At 67.4% G+C, this 27,000-nt stretch carries 15 protein-coding genes; 13 read left to right on the top strand and 2 right to left on the bottom strand.

Annotated features, from left to right (window positions below):
* Positions 1-339 precede the first annotated feature (339 nt).
* The 7 genes from ACUN9Y_RS01655 (at position 340) to ACUN9Y_RS01685 (ending at position 12,331) form a co-directional block, all read left to right on the top strand.
* Positions 340-1,353: an AraC family transcriptional regulator ligand-binding domain-containing protein gene (locus ACUN9Y_RS01655; RefSeq protein WP_445458927.1), complete on the top strand. Its 1,014-nt coding sequence runs from the start codon at positions 340-342 to the stop codon at positions 1,351-1,353.
* Between the two features lie 129 nt (positions 1,354-1,482).
* Positions 1,483-3,411 (top strand): GMC oxidoreductase, encoded by a 1,929-nt coding sequence (locus ACUN9Y_RS01660; protein ID WP_445458928.1) that lies wholly within the window; start codon positions 1,483-1,485, stop codon positions 3,409-3,411.
* Positions 3,408-4,847 carry a coniferyl aldehyde dehydrogenase gene (locus ACUN9Y_RS01665; protein WP_445458929.1) on the top strand — a complete coding sequence of 480 codons (1,440 nt, stop codon included), beginning with the start codon at positions 3,408-3,410 and terminating at the stop codon, positions 4,845-4,847. The genes ACUN9Y_RS01660 and ACUN9Y_RS01665 overlap by 4 nt, the downstream gene beginning before the upstream one ends.
* Positions 4,848-4,892: 45 nt before the next feature.
* Positions 4,893-6,818 (top strand): acyl-CoA synthetase, encoded by a 1,926-nt coding sequence (locus tag ACUN9Y_RS01670; RefSeq protein WP_445458930.1) that lies wholly within the window; start codon positions 4,893-4,895, stop codon positions 6,816-6,818.
* A gap of 381 nt (positions 6,819-7,199) precedes the next feature.
* Positions 7,200-9,158 (top strand): DUF1302 domain-containing protein, encoded by a 1,959-nt coding sequence (locus tag ACUN9Y_RS01675; protein ID WP_445458931.1) that lies wholly within the window; start codon positions 7,200-7,202, stop codon positions 9,156-9,158.
* A gap of 55 nt (positions 9,159-9,213) precedes the next feature.
* Complete coding sequence (locus ACUN9Y_RS01680; RefSeq protein WP_445458932.1) at positions 9,214-11,349, top strand: alkyl/aryl-sulfatase; 2,136 nt, start codon at positions 9,214-9,216, stop codon at positions 11,347-11,349.
* Between the two features lie 106 nt (positions 11,350-11,455).
* Positions 11,456-12,331, top strand: coding sequence for an SDR family NAD(P)-dependent oxidoreductase (locus ACUN9Y_RS01685; protein ID WP_445458933.1), 876 nt, complete (start codon positions 11,456-11,458; stop codon positions 12,329-12,331).
* A 129-nt stretch (positions 12,332-12,460) separates the two neighbouring features.
* Here the strand turns inward: ACUN9Y_RS01685 and ACUN9Y_RS01690 are convergent, their stop codons facing one another.
* A complete protein-coding gene (locus tag ACUN9Y_RS01690; protein WP_445458934.1) occupies positions 12,461-13,789 on the bottom strand; it encodes a DUF2252 domain-containing protein in 1,329 nt (442 codons plus the stop codon).
* Positions 13,790-13,974: 185 nt separating this feature from the next.
* Between ACUN9Y_RS01690 and ACUN9Y_RS01695 the strand changes: the two genes are divergently transcribed.
* The 5 genes from ACUN9Y_RS01695 (at position 13,975) to recD (ending at position 26,093) form a co-directional block, all read left to right on the top strand.
* Positions 13,975-15,438 carry an AlkA N-terminal domain-containing protein gene (locus ACUN9Y_RS01695; protein WP_445458935.1) on the top strand — a complete coding sequence of 488 codons (1,464 nt, stop codon included), beginning with the start codon at positions 13,975-13,977 and terminating at the stop codon, positions 15,436-15,438.
* Positions 15,416-15,940, top strand: coding sequence for a methylated-DNA--[protein]-cysteine S-methyltransferase (locus ACUN9Y_RS01700; RefSeq protein ID WP_445458936.1), 525 nt, complete (start codon positions 15,416-15,418; stop codon positions 15,938-15,940). Before ACUN9Y_RS01695 ends, ACUN9Y_RS01700 begins: the two co-directional genes overlap by 23 nt.
* 108 nt (positions 15,941-16,048) lie before the next feature.
* Complete coding sequence (gene recC, locus ACUN9Y_RS01705) at positions 16,049-19,822, top strand: exodeoxyribonuclease V subunit gamma (protein ID WP_445458937.1); 3,774 nt, start codon at positions 16,049-16,051, stop codon at positions 19,820-19,822.
* On the top strand, positions 19,819-23,862 hold the full coding sequence (recB, locus tag ACUN9Y_RS01710) for an exodeoxyribonuclease V subunit beta (RefSeq protein WP_445458938.1): 4,044 nt from the start codon (positions 19,819-19,821) through the stop codon (positions 23,860-23,862). Before recC ends, recB begins: the two co-directional genes overlap by 4 nt.
* Before the next feature lie 128 nt (positions 23,863-23,990).
* Positions 23,991-26,093, top strand: a complete 2,103-nt coding sequence (recD, locus tag ACUN9Y_RS01715; RefSeq protein WP_445459083.1) for an exodeoxyribonuclease V subunit alpha — start codon at positions 23,991-23,993, stop codon at positions 26,091-26,093.
* Between the two features lie 11 nt (positions 26,094-26,104).
* Here the strand turns inward: recD and ACUN9Y_RS01720 are convergent, their stop codons facing one another.
* Entirely contained in the window at positions 26,105-26,464 is a 360-nt protein-coding gene (locus tag ACUN9Y_RS01720) for a DUF427 domain-containing protein (RefSeq protein WP_445458939.1), read from the bottom strand.
* Between the two features lie 271 nt (positions 26,465-26,735).
* On the opposite strand from ACUN9Y_RS01720, the gene ACUN9Y_RS01725 reads away from it, so the two are divergent.
* Positions 26,736-26,882 (top strand): hypothetical protein, encoded by a 147-nt coding sequence (locus ACUN9Y_RS01725; RefSeq protein WP_445458940.1) that lies wholly within the window; start codon positions 26,736-26,738, stop codon positions 26,880-26,882.
* Positions 26,883-27,000: the final 118 nt, after the last annotated feature.

Consider the following 27,000-nt stretch of genomic DNA (forward strand, 5'->3'; position numbering starts at 1 on the left):
AATAGCTAAGCCAGTAGCTAAGCCAATAGCTAAGCCAATAACTGAACCAATAGCTAAGCCGATAGCCGAGCCCCGCTGACGTCACCGCTGTCGTCGCGCCATTGTTCACACCCGCCACTGGCCCATATCATCCCCATCCACGGCGCCCCCCGGGGCGCCGTTTTCGTACAACACCAAGTCACGCGCCTACCCCATCGGTCCAGTCACCGAGGTCCGTCGACGGCGGGTATACTGATGTGACGGGCACCGTCGACGATCCAATCGTCGCCAGCGTCGACACCGCTCCTTACCATTCACGACGTTCCGCCCCCGGGTCCCAAGATCACGAGGAGATCGTGCATGCAGCCAATGGTTCGCGCCGCCGCACTGACGGGCTATTCCGCCCTGCTGGCGGAGTATCGCGTCGATGGCGAACGAGTGCTGGCCGATCTCGGTCTGCCGGTGGATTATCTCGATCGCCCCGACCGACTGATCCCGGTCACCACCAAGATCGACCTGCTGGAACTCGGCGCCATGGCCAGCGGCTGCCAGCACTTCGGTCTCCTGCTTGGCCGACATCAGAACATTTCAATGCTCGGCATGGTGGGGCTACTTATTCAGCAATGCGCCACCATGCGCGAGGCGCTGACCACCGTCGCAGAAGAGATCGGCCGTCACGTCCAGGGCCTGGACGTGCGTCTCGAAGAGGCCGGGGACCAGGCCGTCTATCACTTCACCTATCGCGTCCCGGGGCAGACACTGCTTTCGCGTCAGCACAATGACAATACGCTGATGGGTGCGTTCAACATCATCACCTTCCTCTACGGCGAACCGCTCACCTTCCGTGCCGCCTACCTCGTCGGCGACGCCCCGCGTGACATCGAGCCTTACACCCGCCTGCTGCACACCGCGCTGCGCTTTCATCATGACGACAACGCCCTGGTCTTCGATCGAGCCTGCCTGGATCATTCCATCGCCGGCGGAAGCCCAGCACTCCGGCGCCTGATCAATTCGCTGATGCGCCACCACCAGTGGGGGGATATCGAAGACAAGGTGTTATGGATCATTTCCAACCTGCTGCCACTGGACCAGGTCACCCTCGATGCAGTCGCCGGTGCCCTGGCGGTGCCGCCACGCACCTTACAGGACCGCCTGGCCCACCGCGGGCTGAGCTTTCAGCAGCTACTCGACCGTGGCCGCATGAATTCTGCCCGAACCTACATGCTCGACACCGACTTGAGCCTGAGCGAGATCGCCGAGCTGGTCGGCTACAGCCAGCTAAGCGCCCTGACCCGCAGTTTCAAACGCGTCATGGGCGAAAGTCCCGCCCAATGGCGACGAAAGCATAAGACGGAAAGTGCCAATATTGCGTGATGTGTCAAAAATCATGCGCGATCGGTCAACTCCGCTGCCTCAGGGTCCTTTACTCTGACGCTACATCATCAGGCACGACCCGAGCCGCCTTTGACCGCACCAGGACTTAACAACGACAGGTGACACGCCATGGCCACAGACTACGACCGAACCCAAGACACGACGATCGACGACGGTCACGCCCGCAACAACAGGGCCGTCGGCGATGACCGCGCCGCTTCCCCGCACAACGCATTCGACTACGACCAGATCGTCATCGGCTCAGGCTTCGGCGGCGCTTGCAGTGCCCTGCGCCTGAGCGAAAAAGGGCATCGGGTGCTGGTGCTTGAGAAGGGCCGACGCTGGAAGGACGAGGAATTCTCTTCAAATTCCTGGAATCTGAAGAAGTTTCTGTGGGCGCCCGCCATCGGCCTGACCGGCAACCTGCAGGTGACGCTGACGCAAAAGATCACCGCTCTTCACGGGGTCGGCGTGGGTGGCGGCTCCCTGGTCTATGCCAATGTGCACCTGATTCCCAAGGACGAAGTCTTCGGCGTCGAGGCCTGGACACGGGTCCATCCGGACTGGAAGGCTCGCCTGCTGCCCTACTACGGCCTGGCTCAGCGCATGATCGGCGTCACCCGCAACCAGTACGAGAACGCCGCCGACGAGGCACTGCGGGAAACCGCGCGTCGAATGGGACGCGAAGACACCTACCAGACGGTCAATACCGGGGTGCTGTTCCCGGAGACGCCCGGTGACGTCAGTGGCGGCGAGCGCGGCGACCCCTACTTCAGCGGTAGCGGCCCCGAGCGCAACAGCTGCCGCTACTGCGGCGGCTGCACCATGGGCTGTCGCCACAACGCCAAGAACACCCTGACCAAGAACTACCTGTGGTTCGCCGAACGCAACGGCGTGGAAATCCGCGCCGAAAGCGAGGTGACGCGCATCGAGCCCCTGCCCGATGCCGAGGGCAAGCGCGATGGCTCCGCCGGCTACGAGGTCACGGTGCGATCCTCCACGGCGCATCTGTTCAAGAAACCCTATCGCATCAGGACCCGGGGCGTGGTGGTATCCGCCGGCGTCTTCGGCAGCATTCCGATGCTGCTCAAGGCCCGAGACGTCGACAAGACGCTGCCGGCCATTTCCTCCCAACTCGGCCGCCAGATCCGCACCAACTCCGAGACCCTGATCGTCAATACCGCCAAGTTTTCCAACAAAACTGGCGTGCCAGAAGACATCTGCGAAGGCCCGACCATCACCTCGATGTTCGATCCCGATGACGAAACCCGCATCGAGATCAATCGCTTCCCGCGCTACGGCGATGCCACCTTCGCCCTGCAGAGCGCCGTTCCGCTGACCGATGCCCAGGGCGGCATTCCACGACCGGTGAGCATGTTGATCAACATCCTGCGCCAGCCGCTAACGACGCTGCGCATGCTCAATCCGATAGGCAAGGCACGACACTCGATCATCTTTCTGGTCATGCAGACCCGTGACACCTTCGTCCACGTCAACACCAAGCGACCTTGGTATGCCCTCTTCCGGCCGACCTGGTCGGTGTACCAGGACAAGGACGATCGCGCGCTGTCGAACTACTTTCCGATTGCCCACGAGGCCGCCCGTCACTACGTCGAGGCCGCCGGCGGCGGCGATGCCGGCAACGTCGCCACCGAGGTGCTGACCGGCGCCCCCAGTACCGCTCACCTCATGGGCGGTGTCGCCATCGGCACCGACGCCGACAACGGCGTGGTAGATGAACGCGGCCAGGTGTTCGGCTACCACAACTTGCGCGTCATCGATGGCTCGCTGATTCCCGGCAACCTGGGCGTCAATCCCTCTCTGACCATTCTCGCCCTGAGCGAGTACGCCTGGTCGAAGGAACCCGTGTTCGACGAGGGCCGCGCCGAGGCCATCACGCCGGTGTCCTTCAGCGAACCGCTGCCGGGAATGACGTCACACCTGACCGGCAGCGGTGACCTCCACGCCGCCATCGTCACCGATCGCGCCAACGACGGGGCAGGGCATCCCCTCGACGCCTCGTCGGCGTCCCCATCTGCCCCTGGAGTCAACGCATGAACGCTCTGCTCACGCCATCCACCGACCGCTTCGAATGCCTCAGTGCGCAGCTGGACGGCCTACGCCGAGCCCACCTGGCCGCCCCGATGCCGAATGCTAAAGAGCGCATCGAGAGCCTCAAGGCGCTGTCGCGCATGATGCAGGACCACCAGCAGGCCATCGTGCAGGCGATCTGTGATGACTTCGGCAACCGTTCCAACCAGGAAACCCTGTTCTGCGAATTCGTCGTGGTTCTCGGCGATATCAAGGATGCGATCAAGCACCTGAAAGGATGGATGAAACCCCAGCGCCGCAAGGTCGACCTGACGCTGTACCCGGGCGCGGTCAATCGCGTCATTCCACAGCCACTGGGCGTGGTCGGCGTTATCGTGCCCTGGAACTTCCCACTCAACCTGAGCATCGCGCCCCTGGTCGGCATCTTCGCCGCCGGTAACCGCGCCATGGTCAAGATGTCGGATCGCTCGCGACGCCTGACGCGCCTGCTGGCCGAGATCAGCCCCCAGTACCTGCCCGAAGACAAGCTCGTCTTCATCGAAGACGACGGCGAGGTGGGACCGCACTTCTCGCGCCTGCCCTTCGATCATCTGCTGTTCACCGGATCCACCGCCACCGGACGCAAGGTGATGGCCAGTGCCGCCGACAACCTGACCCCAGTGACCCTGGAGCTCGGCGGCAAGTCCCCCGCCATCATCGCCCCGGATTTCGACCTGTCCATCGCCGCCAGCCGTCTGATGTTCTGGAAACTCCTCAATGCCGGCCAGATATGCACCACGGTGGACTACCTGTTTGTGCCCGAGTCAAGCGTCGAGCCGTTCGTCGCCCTCGCCCGCCGCCTGGCGACCCAGCGCTATCCGGACCTTACCAGCGCCGATTACACCTCGATCATCGATGAGGTGGCCTACCAGCGCCTGTGGGACACCGTCGACGATGCCAAGGCCAAAGGCGCCAGGGTGGTGTTCTTGACCGACGACGAGCGCGGCGACGCCGCCACCCGCAAGTTTCCCCCGCTGCTGCTGCTCGATGTCAGCGACGACATGGTGGTGATGCAGCGAGAGATCTTCGGCCCCGTGCTGCCGATCAAGACCTATCGCGACCGCGAGGAGGTCATCGAGTACGTCAATCGCGGCCCTCGTCCGCTGGCGCTCTACCCGTTCACCCGGGACGCCGAGACCCGCGATGCCTACATCTCTCGCATCCTGTCCGGCGGCGTATCGGTGAATCACTGCCTGCTTCACGTCGGCCAGCATGACATGCCCTTCGGCGGCGTCGGCGCCAGCGGCATGGGCCACTACCACGGCCGCGATGGGTTCATGAACTTCTCCAAGCTGCGCCCGGTGTATCGCCAAGGCGTCATCGACACCATGAAGCTGCTGACACCGCCCTACACCACCACCACCGACAAGGTGCTGGCCGTGATGCAGTGGATTGCACGCTAGGTGCTGGACGTATCCCCCGATTCGCCCTTTTTCAGGAGAGTTTGCATGGTCGACGTCCTCCTCGACACTATCGCCAGATTCCCACGGATTCGTGACGCCGAGAGCCTGCGCACCATCGAAGCCACCCCCTGGGAAGCGCTGGCGCTGCCCACAAGCACGACGGCTCTGATCGAGGCATCGGCCGCGCGCTTCCCCGAGCGCATCGCCCTGCGTTTCCTGTTCGAAGGGCGATCCGAGGAAGATGGCATCGCCTATCGCTACCAGGACCTGTGGCAACGCATCATCCAGGCCGCCAACGCCTTCCATGGGCTGGGTATCGGCCCCCAGGACGTGGTGTCGTTTCTGCTCCCGAGCCTGCCCCAGACCCAGGTCACGCTGTGGGGGGCCGAGGCCGCCGGCATCGTCAATCCGATCAACCCGCTGCTCGAACCCGAACATATCGCCGCCATCATGAACGCCGCCGGCACCCGAGTCCTGGTCGCCCTGGCGCCCTTCCCGGGCAGCGACATCTGGGACAAGGTCGAGGGCCTCATCGAGCAGGTGCCAAGCCTCGAGCGCGTGCTCTACGTCGATGCGACGCGTTTCATGACCGTCGAACAGGCCGCCAGCGTGCGTAAGGCGCAGCCGCTGCCGAGCCATGACTGGTGCGAAGACTTCGACGACCTGCTCGACCGAGCCCCCGACGACGCCATGACCAGCGGTCGGCGCATCGCACCTGACGATATCGCCTCGCTCTTTCACACCGGAGGCACCACCGGAACCCCCAAGCTCGCGCCTCACAGCCACGCCAACGAGGTGGCCAACGCGGCGATGATGCAGATGCTGTTTCGCCACGACGAACGGGCGGTGATTCTCTGTGGCCTGCCGCTGTTCCACGTCAACGCGGTGCTGATCACGGGCCTTCTGCCGCTGCTTATCGGCGCCGAAATCCTGCTGGCAACGCCCGCTGGGTTCCGCACGCCGGCGCTGATGGAGAACTTCTGGAGGGTCGTCGAGCACCACCGGGTCAGCTTCTTCAGCGGGGTGCCGGCGATCTTTTCCCGCCTGCTCGAGCTGCCCGTCGACGAGGCCGACATCTCCTCGCTCAAAAGCGCACTGAGTGGCGGGGCTCCCCTGCCGCGAGCCGTGCACAGCCACTTCGAGGAACTCGCCGGGCTGCCGCTGATCGAGGGGTTTGGCATGACCGAAGGCACCTGCGGCAGCATGGCCAACCCGCTGGAGGGCGAGCGCCGCACCGGCTCGGTGGGCCTGCCGCTGCCTTACACCGGCGCCCGCGTCGTGATGCTCGATGACGCCGGGCAACGGGTGCGCGATTGCGAGATCGACGAGATTGGCAGCCTGATCATTCGTGGTCCCAACGTCTTCGCGGGGTACACCGACAAGGCCAAGAACCGCGGCATCTGGGTCGATGGTGACTGGTTCAACACCGGCGATCTGGCCCGCCGCGACGCCGACGGCTATCTGTGGCTGACCGGTCGCTCCAAGGACCTGATCATCCGTGGCGGCCACAATATCGACCCTCTGATGATCGAGGACGCGCTCTATCGCCACCCGGCCGTGCAGATGGCGGCCGCAGTCGGGAAGCCCTGCGACCGGGTGGGCGAGCTGCCGGTGGCCTATGTCAGCCTGCAGCCCGGTCGCACGGTCGGTGTCGAGGAGCTCAAGGCCCACTGCCGCGCGCATATCGCCGAGCAGGCGGCGCTGCCAAAGGATATCTGGATCCTCGACGCCATTCCGCTGACCGCGGTGGGCAAGGTGTTCAAACCCGCCCTGAGGCAGGACGCGGTCAAGCGCGTCTACCGTGCCAGCGCAGAGTCGATTCTCGGCCCGAACTCCGTGCGGGTCGACGTCGAACAGGACCCCAAGCTCGGCCTGGTCGCGGTCCTGACGGTGGGCGAGGCCAAGCCGGCCGACCTCGAAACGCTCAAGGCACACCTCGCCGCCTTTCCGGTGCCCTGCCGCTGGCAGTGACGGCGACCGCTACTCTAGCCCGTCACCCTGGCCCGTCACGTTAGCAGGGGCCAGGGGCGAGAGGGGCGAGAGGGGCAAGACGCCGATGCGGCTGGGCCGATGTGAGCCGACCTGGGCCGATGTGAGCCGACCTGGGCCAATATGAGCCGATGTGAGCCACCGACCGACGACGAGCAAAACGAGCGACCGAACGGACGAGCGACCGAACAGAAAAGCGACACAGGAGAACGAGCAGACAGCAACACTCGGCGCCGCCGTCCGATACTTACGACAACGACAACGACAACGACAACGACATGAGCCTGAAACGATAGGCCCCAGCCACACCGGCAGGCGACATCGTCCCTTGCCGGATGGACGAAAACAATAAGGGACTACGCCATGACACCGCCCCGCCTCGCGCACGCTTGCCCTGCGCGCCGATACCTTCGTGCCCGATCACCCGGTCCCGGCGCCAAGACCGCCAAGACCGCGCCCTCCTGCCGTGCGCTATCGGCCACGGCCACCTGCCTGTTGCCGGCCTATCTCGCGCTTGGCGCGCCCACCGCCCTGGCGTTGGAGTTTGAGACCGGAGAGGTCAAGGCGACGCTCTCGGGCTCGCTGACCGCCGGCGCCATCTGGAGCGCCGAATCCGCCGATCGCGACGACCTGTTTCAAGGCAACGCCGCCACCGCCGATCCTGGCGCCAGCGGCTACAACCCGACCGGCGGCCGCGATATCGACGACGGACGGGCCAACTACTCAGAGCGTGAGCTGACCTCGACCCCGATCATCTTCACCACGCAGCTCGACCTCGAGTATCGCAACTTCGGCGCCCGCATCGCCGGAAAGGCCTGGTACGACGCCTACCAGGAAAACCACGAGGTGCCTTTCGGCAGCCTGGCCAATGGCTACGAGCGCAACGAGCCTCTCGATGATCACAACTACCACCGCCTATCGCGTTTCAAGGGCACCACCTTTACCGAGGCCTATGTCTACGGCACCTTCGACATCGCCGATCATGACCTCAGGCTGACCCTGGGCGATCAGTACCTGCCCTGGGGCGAGAGCAAGTTCTTCATCAACGGCATCAACACCATCAACCCCTACCGCCCGGCGGCCCTGCGCATGCCCGGCGACAACCTGCGCCTGGCGACGACGCTGCTGTCCGCCGAGTTCGCCTTGAACAGGCGTTGGCAGGTGGGCGCCTTCTACCAACTCGACTGGGACAAATCGGTGCTGGATGGCTGTGGCACCGCCTTCAGTTCCTATGACTACATCGCCGATGGCTGCAGCGGCGCCGTGCCCAAGGGACCCAATGATCGCGTCGCCTACGCCAACAATCTGTACGTCGACCGAGGCCCGGATAACACCCCCCACGACGCCGGCCAGTTCGGCGTCTCGCTGACCTATGCACCAAGCGACGACACCGCCGTCTCGGCCTACGCCATGAATATCCATTCCCGGCGCCCCTACGCCAGCGTGATCTCCGACAGCTACACCGAGGCCAATGATGTCGGCCTGTCACCGGGCTGGCGGCCGCCGACGGACTCAAGCTACGACCGCGACCGCAACATGCGCTACTTCGCCGACTATCCCGAAGATATCCAGGTCTTCGGGCTAGGCCTTCACACCAAATTCGGTCAGGCGACCCAGGTCTTCGGCGAATACAGCTTCCGTCACGACCAACCCTTGCAGTTGGCCACCTCGGACCTGATCGCCGCCTTTATCGCCGACCCCGAATTTCTGTCCAACGTCATCGGCGAGGACATCACTCTGGCCCAGGATGCCGCGGCAACGGCACCCGCCGGCACCTTCCGCGGCTATGACCGCTACGACGTGTCCCAGTTGACACTCGGCGCCATCCAGCCCGTGCCCGGCGTGCTCGGATCGAAGGCTCTGGTGCTGGTCGGGGAAGTCGGCATGAAGTACGTCCATGACCTGCCGAGCCTGGATGACCGCCGCTACACCAAAGGCGATCAATTCGGCACCGACCTGTCCCAGGGCAGCCAGGCCGGCTGCGAGCTCGCCGCCGCCAACCCCGAGTATCGCGACCGTGGCTGTTCGGGGGATGGCTACGCCAGCGACTTCTCCTGGGGCTATCGGCTCCGCGGTCAACTGATTTACCCGAACGTCATGCCGGGTCTGACGCTGTCGCCCTACGCCCTGTTCGGCCACGACGTCTCGGGCTGGTCCTACGACCTCAACTTCGTCGAGGACCGCCTGCTGGGAAGCCTCGGCCTCAAGGCCGACTACCTGGATCGCTACCACGCCGAAGTGACCTGGTCGGGCACGGGCAACTCCCCCTACGCCGATACCGACTTTGACTTCATCACCGCCAGCGTCGGCGTGAGCTTCTAGCCATGACATCCCCCGGGACGCCCCCCACAACCACAATGACCACCGAGGAAACCCCATGACCCGTCTGCCCTTCGCCGCGTCACTGCTCACCGTCGCCATTGGCCTGGCCGGCGCCACCGCGCCGAGCCATGCCAACGCCCAATCTCCGTCTCAACCGCCCTCCCAGCACCAGGATCGGGGTGCCGCGGACATCATTGCCCCGAAACCCGCCACCGATGCTACCCGCGCCGCCAACGCGGCGGTGCACGATGAACTGGACTTCTCCGATCGCGCCGACTTCGACGACGCCAGTCGCGGGCTGATCAAGGCCACCCCGGACCTGGTGATCGAAGGCGCCGACGGCCACGTGGTGTGGGACGTCGCGGTCTACCAGGACTTTCTCAAGGGTGATGCACCGGACACGGTCAACCCGAGCCTGTGGCGCCAGGCCCAGCTCAACAATACCCCGGGGCTCTACGAGGTCACCGACGGCATCTATCAGGTGCGTGGCTTCGACCTGACCACCATGAGCGTGATCCGCGGCGACAGCGGCTGGATCGTCATCGACCCCATGACCATGACCGAACCCGCCGAAGCCGCCATGGCCCTGGTCAACGCCGAGCTCGGCGAGCGCCCGGTCAGTGCGGTCATCTACACTCACTCCCACCCGGATCATTTCGGTGGGGTGAAGGGGGTTATTTCCCAGCAGCAGGTGGACGCGGGCGAGGTGCGGGTCATCGCCCCTGCGCATTTCATGGAGCACGTCGCCAGCGAAATGGTCCTGCTTGGCAATACCATGAGCCGGCGCTCGCAGTACATGCACGCCATGGGATTGCCTCGCGGGCCACGCCAGCAGGTCGACAACGGACTGGGCAAGGGCGTCGCCCGGGGCACCTTCACCCTGATCGAACCCACCGAGGACGTCACCCGAACCGGGCAGACGATGACCGTGGACGGCGTCGATATCGAGTTCCAGCTCACGCCCTCGGCCGAGGCCGACGCCGAGATGATGTTCTACTTCCCCGAGCAGCGCGCGCTGATGGGCGCCGAAAACGTCAATGCCGCGCTGCATAACATTCTCACCCCGCGCGGCGCCCAGGTCCGCGATGCCCTCGGTTGGTCGAAGGCACTGGATGAGACCCTGGCGCTGTTCGGCGACCGCTCGGACCTGATCTTTACCTCCCACTACTGGCCGCGCTGGGGCCAGGAAAACGTTCGCGATACGATCGAAAAGCAGCGTGACATGCTCAAGTACCTCCACGACCAGACCTTGCGCTTGGCCAACTTGGGCTACAAGCGCGATGAGATCGCCGAGGCCATCGAGGTGCCGCCGAGTCTGGCCAACGAGTGGTTCAATCGCGGTTACTACGGCACCATCGAACACAATGCGAAGGGCATCTACCAGCGCTATCTGGGGTTCTGGAGCGGCAATCCGGCGACACTCGATCCGCTGCCGCCGCGCCAGTCGGGCGAGCGCTACGTCGACGCTCTCGGTGGCGCCGCGGCCGTGCTGGCCAAGGGCCGAGACGCCTTCGACGCCGGCGACTATCGCTGGGCGGCGATGCTGTTGGATCACCTGGTCATGTCCCAGCCCGAGAACCGCGAGGCGCTCGAGCTGCAGGCCGATATCTTCGAACAGCTCGGCTATCAGACCGAATCCGGGCCCTGGCGCAACATCTACCTGAACGGTACCCGGGAGCTGAGAAACGGCATCGATACCGCCAACGCCGTGACCACGGCATCACCGGACATGCTCAGGGCCCTGCCCATCGAACAGGTCTTCGATTTATTGGCGGTGCGCCTGAACGGCCCTGCCGCCGACGGCGTGCGACTCACTATCGACTGGCACTTCTCCGGCGCCAGGGCAAGCGACATGCGCCTGACCCTGGCCAACTCGGTGCTGCGCTATCGCCAGCTCACCGACACCGCGGGTGCCGCCGGCGATACCAGTGATACCACAGGCGATGCCAGCGACCGCGTCCCCGTTCCGGCCGACCTGAGCCTGACCCTGGATCGTGACGTGCTCGATCGGGTCCTGCTGCGCCAGACCAGTCTCGGCACCGAGATCGCGGCCGGCAACGTCGGCACCGACGGCGACGTCCAGGTGCTGGCCCGCCTGTTCTCGCTGATGGACGACTTCTCGCCCACCTTTCCCATCGTCACCTCCGCGGTCCCCGCCCCGGCGGCGACCCGCGCCAGCAGCGGTGAATGATGTTCGCTGCCCGGGCCCCGAGTCCGGGCAGCGCTTCGACGCACCGCACCAGATCACGACTCTCCCGCGCGCCGCGACGCGCGGCAACAACTGAGGAGGCTGCACCATGTTCACCGACAAACACGTGGTCATCACCGGCGGCTCGTCCGGGCTCGGCTTGAGCCTGGCCGAGCGCCTGGTCGATGACGGCGCCATTGTCACCCTGGTGGCACGCGATACGACGCGACTGGAGGCCGCCAAGGCGCGACTGCTGGACGGCACGCCCGACGCCCGCGTCCATCTCGCCGCGCTCGATATTACCGACGAGGCCGAGACCGCTCGCGTTCTGGCCGCCCTCGGCGAAGCCCGCGGCGGCATCGACGCCCTGATCAACAGCGCCGGCATCCTGCGCGAGGGCTACTTCGAGGCCCTGGAGACCCGGGACTTTCGCGAGGTGATGGAGATCAACTTCTTCGGCCTGCTCAACGCCACCCGCGCGGCACTCCCCTTTCTCAAGAGTTCCCGCGGGCGCCTGATCAACATCGCCTCGGTGGCGGGCCTCACCGGCGTCTTCGGCTACACCCCATACTGCAGCGCCAAGCACGCCCTGGTCGGCCTGAGCGAATCGCTGCGCTACGAACTCAGCCCCCAGGGCGTGCGCGTGCAGCTGGTCTGCCCGGGCGAATTCGACTCGCCGATGGTCGATGCTCTGGAGGCCAACCGGACGCCGGAAAATCGCGCCCAGACCCTGACCATCCCCAAGGCCACGGTGGAAGCCATCGCGCGTGACACCCTGGCGGGGCTTGCCAAGGACGATTTCCTGATCGTTCCTGGGCGCCGCACGCGCCTCGCCGTCTTCGGCATGCGCCACCTGCCGGGGCTGACCCGAACGATGATGGATCGCGTCCTGGCCAAGGCCTACCGCCACCAGGACCCGTCAGGAGCGGCTCACTCGCCCCAGCCGGCGACGGCGCCGCCGGCGTCTGACAAGCATCCGCGATGAGCGGGCCTCGCCCCTGGCTGACCAGGCGACGCCCCTGGCTCAGTCCAGACCGTGCCGCATGGTTGACCAGGCAACGCCCCTGGCTTAGGCCAGACCGTGCCGCATGGTTGACCAGGCCCCGCCCCTGGCTTAGGCCAGGCCGCGTGCCTCAACGAACGTCCGGTAGTCCTGGGCGACACACTCGGCGTAGCTCACGGCCAGGGTAGTCACCAGCTCGATGGCATGGTCCATGCGTCCGTCGACCCGCTTGGCGACCGCACGAGCAAAGCGTGATGGATCGTCCGGGTGCAGGGCGCGTGCGCCGCGCAGGTGTTCGCGGGCCAGTATCCGGCCCCACTGCTTGACCACCTGCCGGTACTGCTTGCCACCGGCGACCTTGTGGCTCGGAAAATCGGTCTTGTACGGCGAGCGCTCGCGCACCGAAAATACCTTGTCGTCCTGGGCCTTGCCGGCACCTTTCAGGTGCAGCCAGCCCAGGTAGATGTCGGGATGCTCGGCGATGGCTCGAAAGGCCGCCGCGTGGCGCGCGCCCTCGTGGGGGAAGGTCATGTGCCAGGCACGTTTCTCCTGGCCGTTCATCAGCGCCGCGCCGGCCGGCCCCGGCTGATGCTTGACGTCGAGAATGACATCATCGTGTTCATGGTCCTTGCCGCCCTCGATCAGGACATAGAACCGATCGAGTCCAAGCGAGCCGGTGCCCGCCGCCAGGCGTCGGGCGGTGTCCTTGATACGAAAGTGGGCGTCCTTAGCCTCCTCACGCTCTCCGGTGAGGGTCTGGCGGTACGCCTCATTGATCGCCTTGCGCAATTGGCTGTCCAGATGCGCCGGCAAGTTGGCGAGCTTGCCCGGGCGCTTCAGGCGCCGGCCGTGCTCGGTCATCTCGGTCCACTTGGCGAGCATCCTGGCGCGACTCTCCTTGCGCTCGACCTTGTCCATGAACGGCTTGAGCGGCCCCTTGGCGGTCTCGACGCTGACCGACTCGGGCACCTCGCCACGCAGGTGAGCGCCGACCTCGGCGTGGTAGCTTTGCACCAGGTGCTTGAGCGCGCGGCGAATGCCCTTGTGCGACAGCCCGACGCTTTCCTGGGCGTCGAGCACGACGCTGATGGCCAGCCGCCACAGGTCATACTGGTAGTCGCCGATCAGGGCATCGTCGAAGTCGTCCATGCCGTAGCGGACGCGATCATCGTGGTGGCCGTAGGCGCCGAAGTTATAGGCGTGGGCGTCGCCTTGCAGCCAGGTCTGGGTCTCGGGCAGGCCGCCAAACAGCGCGAAGCGCCAGTCATGCCAGACATCGGCCCAGTAAAGGTGATTGGTGCCACGAAAGAACCCATAGGGCGACTCGGCCAGTTTGTGGTACTTGGCGGCGCGGTCGTCGGCGTCAAGTCCCGCGTTGGCGGCGTCGATGGCATCCAGCAGCTGCTGCGGACGATTATGCCGAGTCAAGGGGAGCGACATGACGGTCTCCGGTAGCGGGCAGCGCCCGTCGGTGTTCAGGACAAGAGCAGCATCCAGTGCCGATTGTGGCCAGTCCGACACGGGAACGGGCCTACACTGTGCAAAGCGACGCACGGGGCCCTGGGCAAGGCAGCGAGCCCCGGCTCCCCCAGCATAACGTCCTTTGGCCCGTCAGGGAGGCCCCCATGGCCACCACCGAACACACCGCCACCAGCGCGCCCCCGGGGCTTGCCCCCGAGCAGTGCCGCCGGGCCCGCCTGGCCAGGGACCCGCGCTTCGACGGGCGCTTCTTCGTCGCCGTGCGCACGACCGGCATCTACTGTCGCCCGATCTGTCCGGCGACGCCGCCGCTGGAGAAAAACGTACGCTATTTTGCCACGTCCCTCGCCGCCGCCGAGGCCGGCTTTCGCCCCTGCCTGCGCTGTCGCCCGGACAGCGCCCCGGACTCGCCGGCCTGGCGCGGCACCGACACGACGCTGACCCGAGCCCTCAAGCTGATCGAGGAAGGGGCACTGAGTGACGGCTCCGTGGTCGCGCTGTGTGAACGCCTTGGCATCGGCGAGCGTCATTTGCGCGGCCTGTTTCAACGCCGCTTCGGCGTGTCGCCCAAGGCCTACGCCCAGCACCGCCAGTGCCTGTTCGCCAAGCAGCTCCTGCACCAGACGCACCTGCCGATCACCGAGATCGCCTACGCCAGTGGCTTCGCCAGCATTCGTCGTTTCAACGACGCCTTTCATCGGCGCATCGGTCTCGCGCCCCGGGAGATCCGCCGCCGCGATCGCAAGGCCAAGACCGACGCCAAGACCGACGCCGACGCCGGACTGACCCTGACCCTGTCGTACCGGCCGCCATACGCCTGGGCCCACCTGCGCGACTATCTGGCTCGGCGCGCCATCGAGGGGCTCGAGTGGGTCACCGATGACGCCTTCGGTCGCCACCTGCGCTGGGGCTCGGCGACCGGGCGCTTCGCCGCTCACCACCTGCCCGATCGCCATGCCTTTCGCGTCGAGCTGTGGCTCAGTGAGCCCCGCCTGCTGGCGCCGGTCGTCGCCAATCTGCGCCGAGTGCTGGACCTGGACGCCGATAGCGACGTCATCGCTGCGCACCTCAAGGACGCGATTCCGACGCTATCGCCGGTGGCGGGGCTGCGCCTACCCGGGCTATGGTCGCCGTTCGAGGCCGCGGTGCGTGCCGTGCTCGGCCAGCAGGTGACATTGGGCTCGGCGCGGCGCCTGACCCAGACCCTGGTCGATGCACTCGGTGCCCCGGCCGCGGGCGGTGGTCGCCACTTTCCCGAGGCCGCCGCCATCGCCGCGAGCGACCTGGCGTTTCTCGGCATGCCGGACAGTCGTCGACAGACCCTGCGCCGGCTGGCGGCCGCTCAGGTGGCGACTCACGGCCACGGTCCCCTGGGCCAGGACACCCCTCGGGAAGGCGATGACGGCGTGAAAGGGATGGGGCCCTGGACGCTTGGCTACGCCAGCCTGCGCGGCCGCTCGGCCCCGGATATCTGGTTGGCCGGCGATGCCGGCATCCGCCGTGCCCTGAAGCGATCACCCGACATCGACCCCGAGCGCGCCGCGCCCTGGCGCAGCTATCTGATGCTTACCCTATGGAGTCTCGATCATGACCAGCACCCAGACACCTGACCGCGATACCAAGGCGGGCCTGGACATCTATCACCCTCCGCAATCGGCAGCCCTTGGCGCACTGCGCATCGAAGCCAGCGCCACAGGGATCACCCGACTCGACTTCATCGAGGCGCGCGACGCCGATGAAGTCCCCCGCCCCAACGCCTGGACCGAGGCCTGCCGTGCCCAGCTCGACGAGTACTTCGGCGGCGATCGGCGCGACTTCGACCTGCCCCTCGATGCCCAGGGCACCGACTTTCAGCGCCAGGTGTGGCAGGCCCTGACCACGATTCCCTTCGGCGAGACGCGAAGCTACGCCGAGATCGCCGAGGGCCTGGGTCGCAAGGGCGCCCAGCGCGCCGTGGGTGCCGCCAACGGACGCAACCCGATCTCCATCATCGTGCCCTGCCACCGAGTGATCGGCAGCAATGGCCGCCTGACCGGCTACGCCGGCGGTATCGGGCGCAAGCAGTGGCTGCTCGCCTTCGAGGCCCAGGAGGTCCCCTTGGCACTGTGCTGACGGCCAGGAGGGCGTGCCATCGATCGGCGTCTCGGCGCTGGCCTCGCTTTGCCCAGGCGGCGTTTTGCGGCACCATGCCGAACACCGCTCAACCGTCAGGGATGGATCATGTCGCACACCTTCGCCTGCGCCGGCGAGCTCACGCCCGGCTTTATGGTCATCCACGGCAATCACCTCGAGGCCCTGCGTGACCTGGCGGTGAACTGGATGCAGCGCCATCCCCTCGCGCCGCTGGAAAACGAGGTAGTGCTGGTGCAGAGCAACGGCATCAGCCAGTGGCTGAAGCTGGCGCTGGCCGCCGACCCAAAGGCCGGTGGCAGCGGCATCGCGGCGGCCCTCGATGTCACCCTGCCGGCGCGCTTTCTATGGCAGGCCTATCGCGGCCTTCTCACCCGGCTCGATGGCCATGACTCGGTCCCGCCGACCTCCCCCTTCGACAAGTCTCGCCTGACCTGGCGCCTGATGCGTCTGCTGCCTCGGCTGTGCGCCGATGAAGCCTTCGCCCCCCTGGCGCGCTTCCTCGACGACGACACCGACCAGCGCAAGCACCACCAGTTGGCCGAGCGCCTGGCCGACCTGTTCGATCAGTACCAGGTCTATCGCGGCGATTGGCTCAGCGCCTGGGCCGAGGGTCAGGATGTGCTGATCGACGCCCGCGGCAACGCCAACCCGCTGCCCGACGACCAGCGCTGGCAGGCGATCCTGTGGCGCGAACTGCGCGCCGATATCGGCACGGCCGGGATCGCCTCGAGTCGCGCTGGCGTTCACCAACGCTTCGTCGATGCCTGTCGTCGTCTGCCTCCGGGCACACCGGTGGCGGGACTGCCGAGACGGGTGATCGTGTTTGGCATCTCGTCGCTGCCCGGCCAGACCCTGGAGGCGCTGGCGGCGCTGGCACGCCACTGCCAGGTGGTGCTGTGCGTGCACAACCCCTGCGAGTTCTACTGGGCCGATATCATCGAACACCGCGACCTGCTGCGCGCCGAGCGACGGCGCCAGCGCCGTCGCCCGGGGATGCCGGCGAACCTCGATGATGCCCAGATGCACCTGCACGCACAGCCGCTGCTGGCGGCCTGGGGCAAGCAGGGCCGAGACTATCTTCGCCTGCTCGACGAATTCGATGAGCGCGACCGCTACGCCGCCCTGTTCGAGGGCGAGGCCCTGCGCATCGACCTGTTCGAACCTCATGCCAGAGCCGACGGCAGCCAGGGCTTGCTGCACCAACTGCAAGACGACATTCGCGCGCTGCGCCCGCTCGACGAGACCCGCGTCCACTGGCCGGCGCTGGACGACGACGATCGCTCGCTGGCCTTTCACGTCGCCCACTCACCGCTGCGGGAGGTCGAAATCCTCCACGACCAGCTGCTCGCCGCCTTCGCCGAGGACCCGAGCCTGAGCCCCCGAGACGTGCTGGTGATGGTGCCCGACATCGACGCCTACGCCGCCCAGGTCGCGGCCGTCTTCGGGCGCCTCGACGCAGGCGACCCACGTTTTATTCCCTACACCATTTCCGATCAGGCCAACCGCCATCGCCAGCCCCTGGCCATCGCCGTGGAAACCCTGATGCGCCTGCCGGAGCTGCGCCTGTCGGTCAGCGACCTGCTCGACCTGCTTGACGTTCCGGCCCTGCGCGCTCGTTTCGGCTTGAGCGAAGACGACCTGCCGGTCCTGGCCCGCTGGATCGAAGGCGCCGGCATTCGCTGGGGACTCAGCGCCGACCAGCGCGAGAGTCTGGCGCTGCCCGGCGGCATGAGTCAGAACACCTGGGCCTTCGGCCTCAAGCGCCTACTGCTGGGCTATGCGGTAGGGGATGCGGTAGGGGATGCGGCAGGGAATGCCGTAGGGAATGCGGTAGGGAATGCGGTAGAAAACGCCGTAGACAACACGGCAGGTAATACCGGCGACCCACAGGCGGGACATCACGGCGACAGCGGTCGCCCAGACACAGGCGGTGGCATCGGGCCGGACGAGGAGCACTGGCACGATATCGCCCCCTTCGGCGATATCGGTGGCCTGGAGGCGGCCCTGGCCGGCCCCCTGGTGCGTCTGATCGAGACCCTCGAACATCACTGGCAGGCGCTGTCACGGCCCGCCGATGTCGCCACCTGGTGCCTGCGCCTGCGCCGGCTGCTCGGCGATTGCCTGGCCCCCCAGGATGACGCCGACACCCTGCTCGCCAGTCGTCTGGATCAGGCGCTGGATAGCTGGCAGGAGGCCGCCTCCGACGCCGACTTCGACGACCCCATCCCGCTGGCGGTGGTGCGCGAGCAGTGGCTCACCGCGCTGGATGACGACGGCATGTCCCAGCGCTTTCTGGCCGGGGCGGTCAACGTCGCCACCCTGATGCCGATGCGGGCGATTCCGTTTCGCCATGTGTGGCTGCTCGGCATGAACGACGGCGACTACCCGCGCACCCAGGTACCCCAGGACTTCGACCTCATGGGCCATGACTACCGCCCGGGGGACCGCTCGCGCCGGGAGGACGACCGCTACCTGTTTCTCGAGGCACTGCTGTCGGCCCGGGAGCGCCTCTCGATCAGCTGGGTCGGACGCAGCATTCATGACAACAGCGAGCGTCCCCCGTCGGTGCTGCTCGGCCAGCTACGCGACCACCTGGCGCGCGGCTGGCACCTTGGCGGCAATACGCCTGACGCGCCGGGGCCGCGCCAGGCCGGCGAGGCATTGCTGGCTCACCTGACCACCGACCACCCCTTGACGCCGTTCAGCCCTCGCTACTTCGGCGCGGACCCACACCTTTTCACCTACGCCGAGGAATGGCGCCGGGTCCACGACCTCCGCGACGACACGCACCCGCCATCCGCCGACAGCGCCGACGGCGCCATGCTCTCGCCACGGGAGACCACCGCGCCTCTCACCGCGGCGCAGCTCGCCGGCCTGCTCGGTGACCCGGTGCGGGTGTTTTTCCAGCAGCGTCTCGGCGTCTATCTGGAACTGCCCGAGGCCTCGCGGCTCGATCACGAGCCCTTCGCCCTCGACGGTCTCGGCCACTGGCAGTTGCAGGACGAGCTGATCCGTGACCAGCGCCGTGCGGTGGAACGCGGCGAGTCAAGGGAGGCCGCCATGGCCGCCTCCCTTGAGCGCTTCACCCGGGAGGGAAGACTCGCCATGGGCGGCTTCGCCGAGCGCATGCAGAGTGCCCTGATCGAGCCCATGGATGAACTGTTCGCGCTCTACCACGAGGCCAGAACGCGTTGGCCCCGTGCCATCGAGACACCGATCCCCTTCACCCTGAACCTCGCCGGACTCGAGGTCGAGGGGGCCCTCGACGAGCTGCACGAGGATGAGTGTGGCCAGCGCTGCCGAGTGGTGATGCTGTCGTCCTCCCTGGTCCGCGGACGCGAGAAACGCTATCACTGGCGACACTGGCTCCGCCCCTGGATCACCCACCTCATCGCCCAGGTGGTCCTCGGCCCGACCACCACCCGGCTGTTGTCCCGCGCCGGACACGGCCACCTGGCCCCGATCGAGAGCGATCAGGCGATGGCCTGGCTCGAGGACATCGCCCGCACCTGGCACGCGGCCATGCGCCAGCCCCTGCCGCTGGCGCGGGAGACGGGCTTCGCCTGGCTGCGCAAGGGCGGCAGCCTGAGCGCGATGCAGCGACTTCTCGCCGGTGCGCCAGAGGACGGCGACGAGGCCGCCCGCCACGAGGCCCTCAAGGTGCTGCTCGGCAGCGACTACCTCATCGGGGAGCACGCCCAGAACCCGTACCTGGCGCGGCACTGGCCGGCGCCCCGCACGCTGCTCGACGTCGACGGCCTGGCCTTCGCCGAGCTGGCCGAGACGCTCTACGCGCCGCTGTCCGCCGCGGCGAGCTCCGGTGCTCCGCCTGCCACCCTCGACCAGGGAGACCGGACATGAGCGCCGATGCCCCCGCCACGCCGCCTCTCTCCCAGGCCCAAGCACAAGCACAGGCCCCCGCCCCTGCTCAAGCTCAAGCCCCGACGTCACTGGACCCGATCACCTTGGCGCTGGACGGCAACCGCCTGATCGAGGCCAGCGCCGGCACCGGCAAGACCTTCACCATCGCCCTGCTCTACGTGCGCCTGGTGCTTGGGCCACGCGATGACGATGACCCCCTGGCCTTCGCCCGGGCGCTGATGCCGCCGGAGATTCTGGTGGTGACCTTCACCAACGCCGCCACCCTGGAGCTAAGAGACCGTATTCGCTCGCGCCTGGTCGAGGCCGCGGAGGCCTTCCAGAACGCCGCCGACGGCGACCCTGACGATCCCTTGATCCGGCTACGCAACGAGTGGCCGGCGGCGCGGTGGCCGGTGTGTGGCAGGCGCTTGCAGCTCGCCGCCGAATGGATGGACGAGGCCGCCATCTCGACCATCCATGCCTGGTGTCACCGCATGCTCGGCGAGCACGCCTTCGACAGCGGCAGCCTGTTCTCGCTGACCCTCGAGACCGATCAGAGCGAGCTCGAGCTCGAGGTGGCACGCGACTACTGGCGCAGCTTCCTGTATCAGCTCGACCCCGAACGCCTGGGCCAGGTCACCCGCTACTGGGACACGCCACAGGCGCTGCACAAGGCGCTACGCGGACTGCGTGCCCACGCCGACCGCCTCCCGCCGGCACCGCCACCGGCCGAATCGCTGGCCGCGGTGGAGGTCGAGGTGGCCGAGCGACTCGAGACCCTGAAAGCGCCGTTTCAAGCGGGCCTTGACGAGCTCGCCCAGGCGCTCGAAGACGCCGCCGCCCGCAAGGCCTTTGCGGGCCAGAAGTTCAACGCCAGATCCCGGGCGACCTGGCTGGGCGCCTTGCGCGACTGGGCCGAGGACCCCGGTCAGGAGAGCCCCGCACTAACCGACGCCGCCTACAAGCGCCTCACCCCGGACGGGCTCGCCGAGATCTGGAAGGACGGCGCCCCGCCTTGCTCGCCGGTACTCGAGGCCATGGCGTCGCTGCGCGAGGACCTCGCGACGCTGCCGAGCGCCTATACGGTGCTGGTGCGCCACGGCGTGCACTGGATGCGCGAGCGCCTGGAGCAGGCCCAGCTTCGGCGCGCCGAGATCGGCCCCGATGATCTGCTCACCCATCTCGATCGCGCCCTGTCCCAGGACCAGGGCGAGCGCCTGGCGAGCCGCATTCGCCGCCAGTTCCCGGTGGCCATGATCGATGAGTTCCAGGATACCGACCCGATCCAGTATCGCCTCTTCGACCGGGTCTACCGGTTGAGTCGCGAGTCCCGGGGCGACCAGGACGCACCGACCCAGGACGCGCCGACCCAGGACGAGACCGGCGCGCCGAGCGAAGGCCCTTCAGCGGTGCTGCTGATCGGCGATCCCAAGCAGGCGATCTACGCCTTTCGCGGCGCCGACATCTACACCTACCTGCGTGCCCGGCGCGATACCGCCGGGCGCCATGTCACCCTCGCCACCAACTTCCGCTCGAGCCAGGCCATGGTCGCCGCGGTGAACCGCTGCTTCGGCCAGGCCGAAGCCTTGCCCGAGGGCGCCTTCCTGTTCCGCCAGGGCAACGACAACCCGCTGCCGTTCACGGCGGTGGCCGCAAAGGGCCGCGCACAAACCCTGACCGACGACGGGCGCCCCTTGCCCGCGCTATGTCTGTGGCAACTGGGGGACGATGCCCCCCTGTCCAAGCTCGCCTACCGCGAGCAGATGGCCGAGCGCTGCGCGACGCATATGGTGGCGCTGTTGACGGGTGCCCGAGAGGGTCGCATCGGCTTCACCCGAGGCGCCGAGACCACACCGCTCGGCCCGGGGGATCTTGCGGTGCTGGTCGAGAGCGGCGTCGAGGCCCGCGCGATCCGCCAGGCCCTGGCCCAACGCGGCGTCAAGAGCGTCTACCTGTCGGATAAGGACGGCGTCTTCGAGACCCCGGCCGCGGTCGAAGTCGAGACCTGGCTACGGGCGGTCGCCCACCCCGACGATGGCGCCGCCCTGCGCGGGGCCTTGGCGACCCCGAGCCTGGCCCTGTCTCTTGAAGAACTCGACGCCCTTGGCGGGGCCGAGGGCGGCGATGACCTGGCCTGGGAGCGGCGAGTCCTCCAGTTTCGCGACTACCGCCGCCTGTGGCAGCGTCAGGGCGTGCTGCCGATGCTGCGGCGCCTGATGCACGACTTCCAGGTCCCGGCGCGACTCCTGGCCGGCGCTCAGCAAGGCGGCGATGGCGAGCGTCACCTCACCGACCTGCTGCACCTGGGCGAGTTGCTGCAACTGGCCAGTCAAGAACTCGATGGCGAGCATGCCCTGATCCGCCATCTGGCCGAAACGCGCCAGGAAGGTCCGACCCAGGACGACCGCCACCGCCTGCACCTGGAAAGCGACGCCGACCTGGTGCAGGTCGTGACGATCCACAAGTCGAAAGGCCTGGAGTACCCGCTGGTGTTCTTGCCCTTCATCGCCAGCCACCGTGCCACCAAGGCCGGGGACGTACCGCTGTGGTGGCAGGACGGCGACGTGCGCCGTCTGGCGCTGGAGGCCGACGCCGATATCGTCGAACGCGCCGACCGCGAGCGCCTGGCCGAAGACCTGCGCAAGCTCTATGTGGCCCTCACCCGAGCCCGCCACGCCACCTGGGTCGGCCTCGCCCCCCTCGAGAACCTCGAGCGCAGTGCCATCGGCTATCTGCTGTCCGGCGGCGCGCCTCTGGGGCCCGAGGGCCTGGCATCGGCCGTCGCGGCGATGGCCGACGGCCAGGCCGCCATCGACGCCTGTCCGGCGCCGTTGCCCAATCCCCAATGCCTGCCCCCGGCTCCCCGCACCGCGGCCCTGGCACCGGCACGGCGCGCCTTGCGCTCGCCCCGGGAGCACTGGTGGATAGCGAGCTATTCGGCGCTGACCCTGGGACCGATGCGCCAGCCCAGCACGACACGCCAACAGGCGATCGCGTTCTCCACCGACGGCCAGGACGACGACGCGGCCCGCGCGAGCGGCGCCGAAACGCCCCAGGGCCATGGAGGCGGCGGCGAGCAAAGCGGCACCGGCGGCGCAGCACCGACGTCTCGTGAACCGACCTCGGCCCAGGAGGCCACCGCCCGGGAGCTGCGCCAGGAGCCCAGCGACGGCGTCACTCGCCCTCTCCAGACCGGTCAGGGCGGCGCCCTGCACCGCTTTCCGAGGGGCCCCGCCGCCGGCACCTTCCTCCACGGCCTGCTCGAATGGGCCGGGGAGCAGGGGTTCGGCGAAGCGAGCGATCCCGAGCGCCTGGACGACATGCTCAAGGCCCGCACCCGGCTGCGCGGCTGGGGTGGCTGGGTGCCCGAGCTATCGCGCTGGCTGACCGCACTGATGACCACGCCGCTTCCCGTGCCTCTGCCCTTGCCCCCGCCCCTGCCCCTGCCTGGCACTGCGGCGGCGCCCACCACGCCGCGCCCGCCTCACCGCACTGGCCACGCCGAGTCTGGTGCCGCCGCGACCCTACGCCTGGCCGATCTGGTCGGCTACCGGGTCGAGCTTGAATTCTGGCTGGCGAGTCGCAGCGTCGATGCCCGTCGCCTCGATGACCTGGTCAGCGCCCACCTGCTCCCCGGGCATCCGCGACCGAGCCTTCAGGCCGACAGCTTGAACGGCATGCTCAAGGGCTACATCGACCTGGTGGCCGAGCATGACGGGCGTTACTACGTGCTCGACTGGAAATCGAACCACCTGGGCGACGGCGACGAGGCCTACACCGAGTCCGCCATGCGCGATGCGGTGCTGGCCAAGCGCTATGACATCCAGTACGCGCTCTACTTGCTGGCGCTGCACCGCCTGCTCCGCGCTCGACTGCCCGACTACGCCCCCGAACGTCACCTGGGCGGCGCGCTCTATGTCTTTCTGCGTGGCACCGAGGCCGCCAGTCGAGGCGTCCACGGCGACCGCCCGAGCCCGGCCTTCATCGACGCCCTGGACGCTCTGTTTCGCGGCGATCCCACACCGGCGGAGACTCCATGACCCCCGACCGTTCTTTCGACCGTTCTTTCGACCGTTCTCTGGATGACCGCGCCTTGGATGACGACAGCGAAGCGCTCTGGCGCCTGGACCAGGCGCCAGAGCGCGCCCTGACCGATGCCGCCGTCCTGATGACGCTATTCGATCTCTGGGTGGCCCGGGGCTGGCTGCGCGAACTCGATCGTGCCTTCGCCGCCTTCTTGCACCAGCAGTGCCCCGACGCCAACCCCGCCCTGCTGCTGGCGGCGGCCCTGGCCAGCCACCAGCTTGGCCGTGGCCATGTCTGTCTCGACCTGGCGCGTACCCTGGCCGCCCCGGATCTGGCGCTGTCGCTGCCACCGGAAGGCGACAGCCTGGAGGACCCGCCGCCGCTGCCGAGTCGGGTGCTCGGCGGCCTCGACGCCGCGACCTGGTCGAAGGCCATTGAGCATCCTGAGCTGTGCTCCCATGGGCCAGGCATGACGCCGCTGGTGATCCGCCGCGACGACAGCGGCACACGGCTCTATCTACGCCGTTACTGGCGCCATGAATCCAGCATTCGTGCCCGGATCAGGGCGCGCCTGGGCACTCCGCCAGCGGACCCGCACCGCCTTGTCGCCCCTCTGGAGCGGCTGTTTCCTGCAGCGGAAGGGCTCGACTGGCAGCGCCAGGCCTGCGCCCTGGCAGCGCGCTCACCGTTCGCGGTCATCACCGGTGGCCCCGGCACCGGCAAGACCACCACCGTGGTCAAGCTGCTCGCCCTGCTGCAGACCCTGGCCCTGGCCGACACGGGCCAGGCCCTTCGCATCCGTCTCGCCGCGCCCACGGGCAAGGCCGCGGCGCGGCTCAATGAATCGATCGCGGGCCAGGTCGAGCGCCTGTCCCTCGACGGCCTGGGGGAGGATGCCCAGACCCTGCGCGCGGCCATCCCCACCGCGGTGGTCACGCTGCACCGGCTGCTGGGGTCGCGCCCGGATACCCGGCGCTTGCGCCATCATGCCGACAACCCGCTGGCACTGGACGTGCTGGTGGTGGACGAGGCGTCGATGGTCGACGTGGAGATGATGGCGGCACTGCTCGAAGCCCTGCCGGCCCGGGCGCGCCTGGTGCTGCTCGGCGACAAGGACCAGCTAGCCTCCGTCGAGGCCGGCGCGGTGCTGGGGGATCTGTGTGCGCGAGCCGAAGGCGGCCACTACCGGATCGAGACCGCCGACTGGCTGGCATCGGCCACCTCACAGCGGCTGCCCGCCGAGGTAATCGATGCCGCCGGCCACGACCTGGATCAGGCCATCGCCATGCTCAGGGTCAGCCACCGTTTCGACGCCGACAGCGGCATCGGCCAACTCGCCGCGGCGGTCAATGCCGCCTCAGGCGCGCCATCGCTGCGCGGCGTGCTGCGCCGTGGCTACGCCGACCTGTCACTCCTGGATATGACAGACGTCCGACCTCACCCGCAAGGATCAGCTTCAAGGTCAGATTCAGGTTCAGATTTAGGGCCGGCGCCCATCGACCGGCGGCTGGAGCGCCTGGTCAGCGATGGTCTGGCAGGCAACTTTCCTCGTGCCGCGGCGCCGGCCTGCGAGAGCCGCCCGACCGGCTATCGCCACTACCTGGCGACGATGAGCGAGCGGCGCCCCGCGCCGAGCGCAGACGCCGGCCAATGGGACGAGTGGGCCCGAGCCGTTCTCGGCGCCCACGGCCACTTCCAGCTGCTGTGTGCGCTGCGCCGGGGCCCCTGGGGGGTAGAAGGGCTCAATCTGCGCGTCCGTCAGGCCCTGGTACGCGGCGGCTGGCTCGATGCCAATGCCGCGACGCTGACGGAGGATGCCTGGTACGAGGGACGCCCGGTACTGGTGACGCGCAATGACTACGGCCTGGGGTTGATGAACGGCGATATCGGCATCGCCCTGTCGCTGCCCCACCCGGAGCATGCCGGGCGCACTAGCCTGAGGGTCGCCTTCCCCGCCGGTGACGGCACCTCGCGCATCCGCTGGGTGCTGCCCTCGCGACTGCGCCGGGTGGAGACGGTGTTTGCGATGACGGTGCACAAGTCTCAAGGCTCGGAGTTTCTCCACACCGCCCTGGTGCTGCCCAGCGCACCGAATCCCATCCTGACCCGGGAACTTGTCTACACCGGCATCACCCGGGCACGGCACTGGCTGACCCTGGTCGAGACCGGCAGGGGCATTCTCGACCAGGCGGTCAAGCATCGTGTGGCCCGGGTCAGCGGCCTGGGCTGGTCGGCGCGGGGATGATCGGCGCCGGCTCAGGACTCGACACAGGCCTGGGCGACGCGTGGATCGAACACCAGGCGCCCGCGAATCGCCGCGGCGCCATCCAGCGGGTGCTCGTAGGTCCACACCGCGTCGGGGTAGGTCACACCGTCGTCCAGCACGATGCTGAAATAGCTGGCATCGCCCTTGAACGGACAGTGGGTACTGGTCTCGCTCGCTACCAGACGACTCATGTCGACGTCCTCCCGGGGCAGGTACAGTCGCGGCGGGTAGTTCGCCTCGCAAAGCTCCATCGCGTGCAGGGTATCCGCCAACTGGACGCCATCGACATCGATGCGCACTCGGCTGGTCAGCGGATAGACCGACATCCTTTCCGATCGTGTTTCATCCATCTGAAATATCCTTGGTAGCGACTGCTCTGCAAAGACTAGCACCCTCTTCGCCCATCTCAGCGGCTAGAGTATGCCGCTTCTATCATCCTCGCGCTGATGAACGGCCACCTGACCCAGGAAGACTCTCGCCGACGGCTGCTCCAACTGCACCAGAAAGTCATCGAACGCGCCCGCTGGATCACCCGCGGCGCCTCGAGTTATCGGCGTGATTTTCCGATGTGCGCAGCCAGGTGCTCCTATACATGCTCAGCAGGAGCACCGTGACTAGCGGATGCTTGCGGCCGACGATGTCGCCGCCGGGGGGCGGCGCGTGCACATCGGCCAGGGCCTGCACAATATCGGCAACGAGGCGCTACACGCCTGCGTGATGCACCGCGCCAGCCAACCTAACCCGGTCAATCTGATCGGCGCCGTGTGAATCATCGAAGGACTCGGGCGCAAGATGGCCGTCGATTGGGTCGGGCGAGCCGAGGGCTGCCTCGGGCTAACGACGGCGACCACCTTTCATGCACTATCACGGCGACAACAGGCCCCAC

Source organism: Halomonas sp. V046 (genome assembly GCF_052645355.1).

Coding starts and splice junctions, on each gene's coding strand:
- ACUN9Y_RS01685 (WP_445458933.1), top strand. CDS start 11,456: ATGTTCACCGACAAACACGTGGTCATCACCGGCGGCTCGTCCGGGCTC.
- ACUN9Y_RS01725 (WP_445458940.1), top strand. CDS start 26,736: ATGCTTGCGGCCGACGATGTCGCCGCCGGGGGGCGGCGCGTGCACATC.
- recB (WP_445458938.1), top strand. CDS start 19,819: ATGAGCGCCGATGCCCCCGCCACGCCGCCTCTCTCCCAGGCCCAAGCA.
- recD (WP_445459083.1), top strand. CDS start 23,991: ATGACGCTATTCGATCTCTGGGTGGCCCGGGGCTGGCTGCGCGAACTC.
- recC (WP_445458937.1), top strand. CDS start 16,049: ATGTCGCACACCTTCGCCTGCGCCGGCGAGCTCACGCCCGGCTTTATG.
- ACUN9Y_RS01660 (WP_445458928.1), top strand. CDS start 1,483: ATGGCCACAGACTACGACCGAACCCAAGACACGACGATCGACGACGGT.
- ACUN9Y_RS01675 (WP_445458931.1), top strand. CDS start 7,200: ATGACACCGCCCCGCCTCGCGCACGCTTGCCCTGCGCGCCGATACCTT.
- ACUN9Y_RS01680 (WP_445458932.1), top strand. CDS start 9,214: ATGACCCGTCTGCCCTTCGCCGCGTCACTGCTCACCGTCGCCATTGGC.
- ACUN9Y_RS01655 (WP_445458927.1), top strand. CDS start 340: ATGCAGCCAATGGTTCGCGCCGCCGCACTGACGGGCTATTCCGCCCTG.
- ACUN9Y_RS01695 (WP_445458935.1), top strand. CDS start 13,975: ATGGCCACCACCGAACACACCGCCACCAGCGCGCCCCCGGGGCTTGCC.
- ACUN9Y_RS01665 (WP_445458929.1), top strand. CDS start 3,408: ATGAACGCTCTGCTCACGCCATCCACCGACCGCTTCGAATGCCTCAGT.
- ACUN9Y_RS01670 (WP_445458930.1), top strand. CDS start 4,893: ATGGTCGACGTCCTCCTCGACACTATCGCCAGATTCCCACGGATTCGT.
- ACUN9Y_RS01700 (WP_445458936.1), top strand. CDS start 15,416: ATGACCAGCACCCAGACACCTGACCGCGATACCAAGGCGGGCCTGGAC.
- ACUN9Y_RS01690 (WP_445458934.1), bottom strand. CDS start 13,789: ATGTCGCTCCCCTTGACTCGGCATAATCGTCCGCAGCAGCTGCTGGAT.
- ACUN9Y_RS01720 (WP_445458939.1), bottom strand. CDS start 26,464: ATGGATGAAACACGATCGGAAAGGATGTCGGTCTATCCGCTGACCAGC.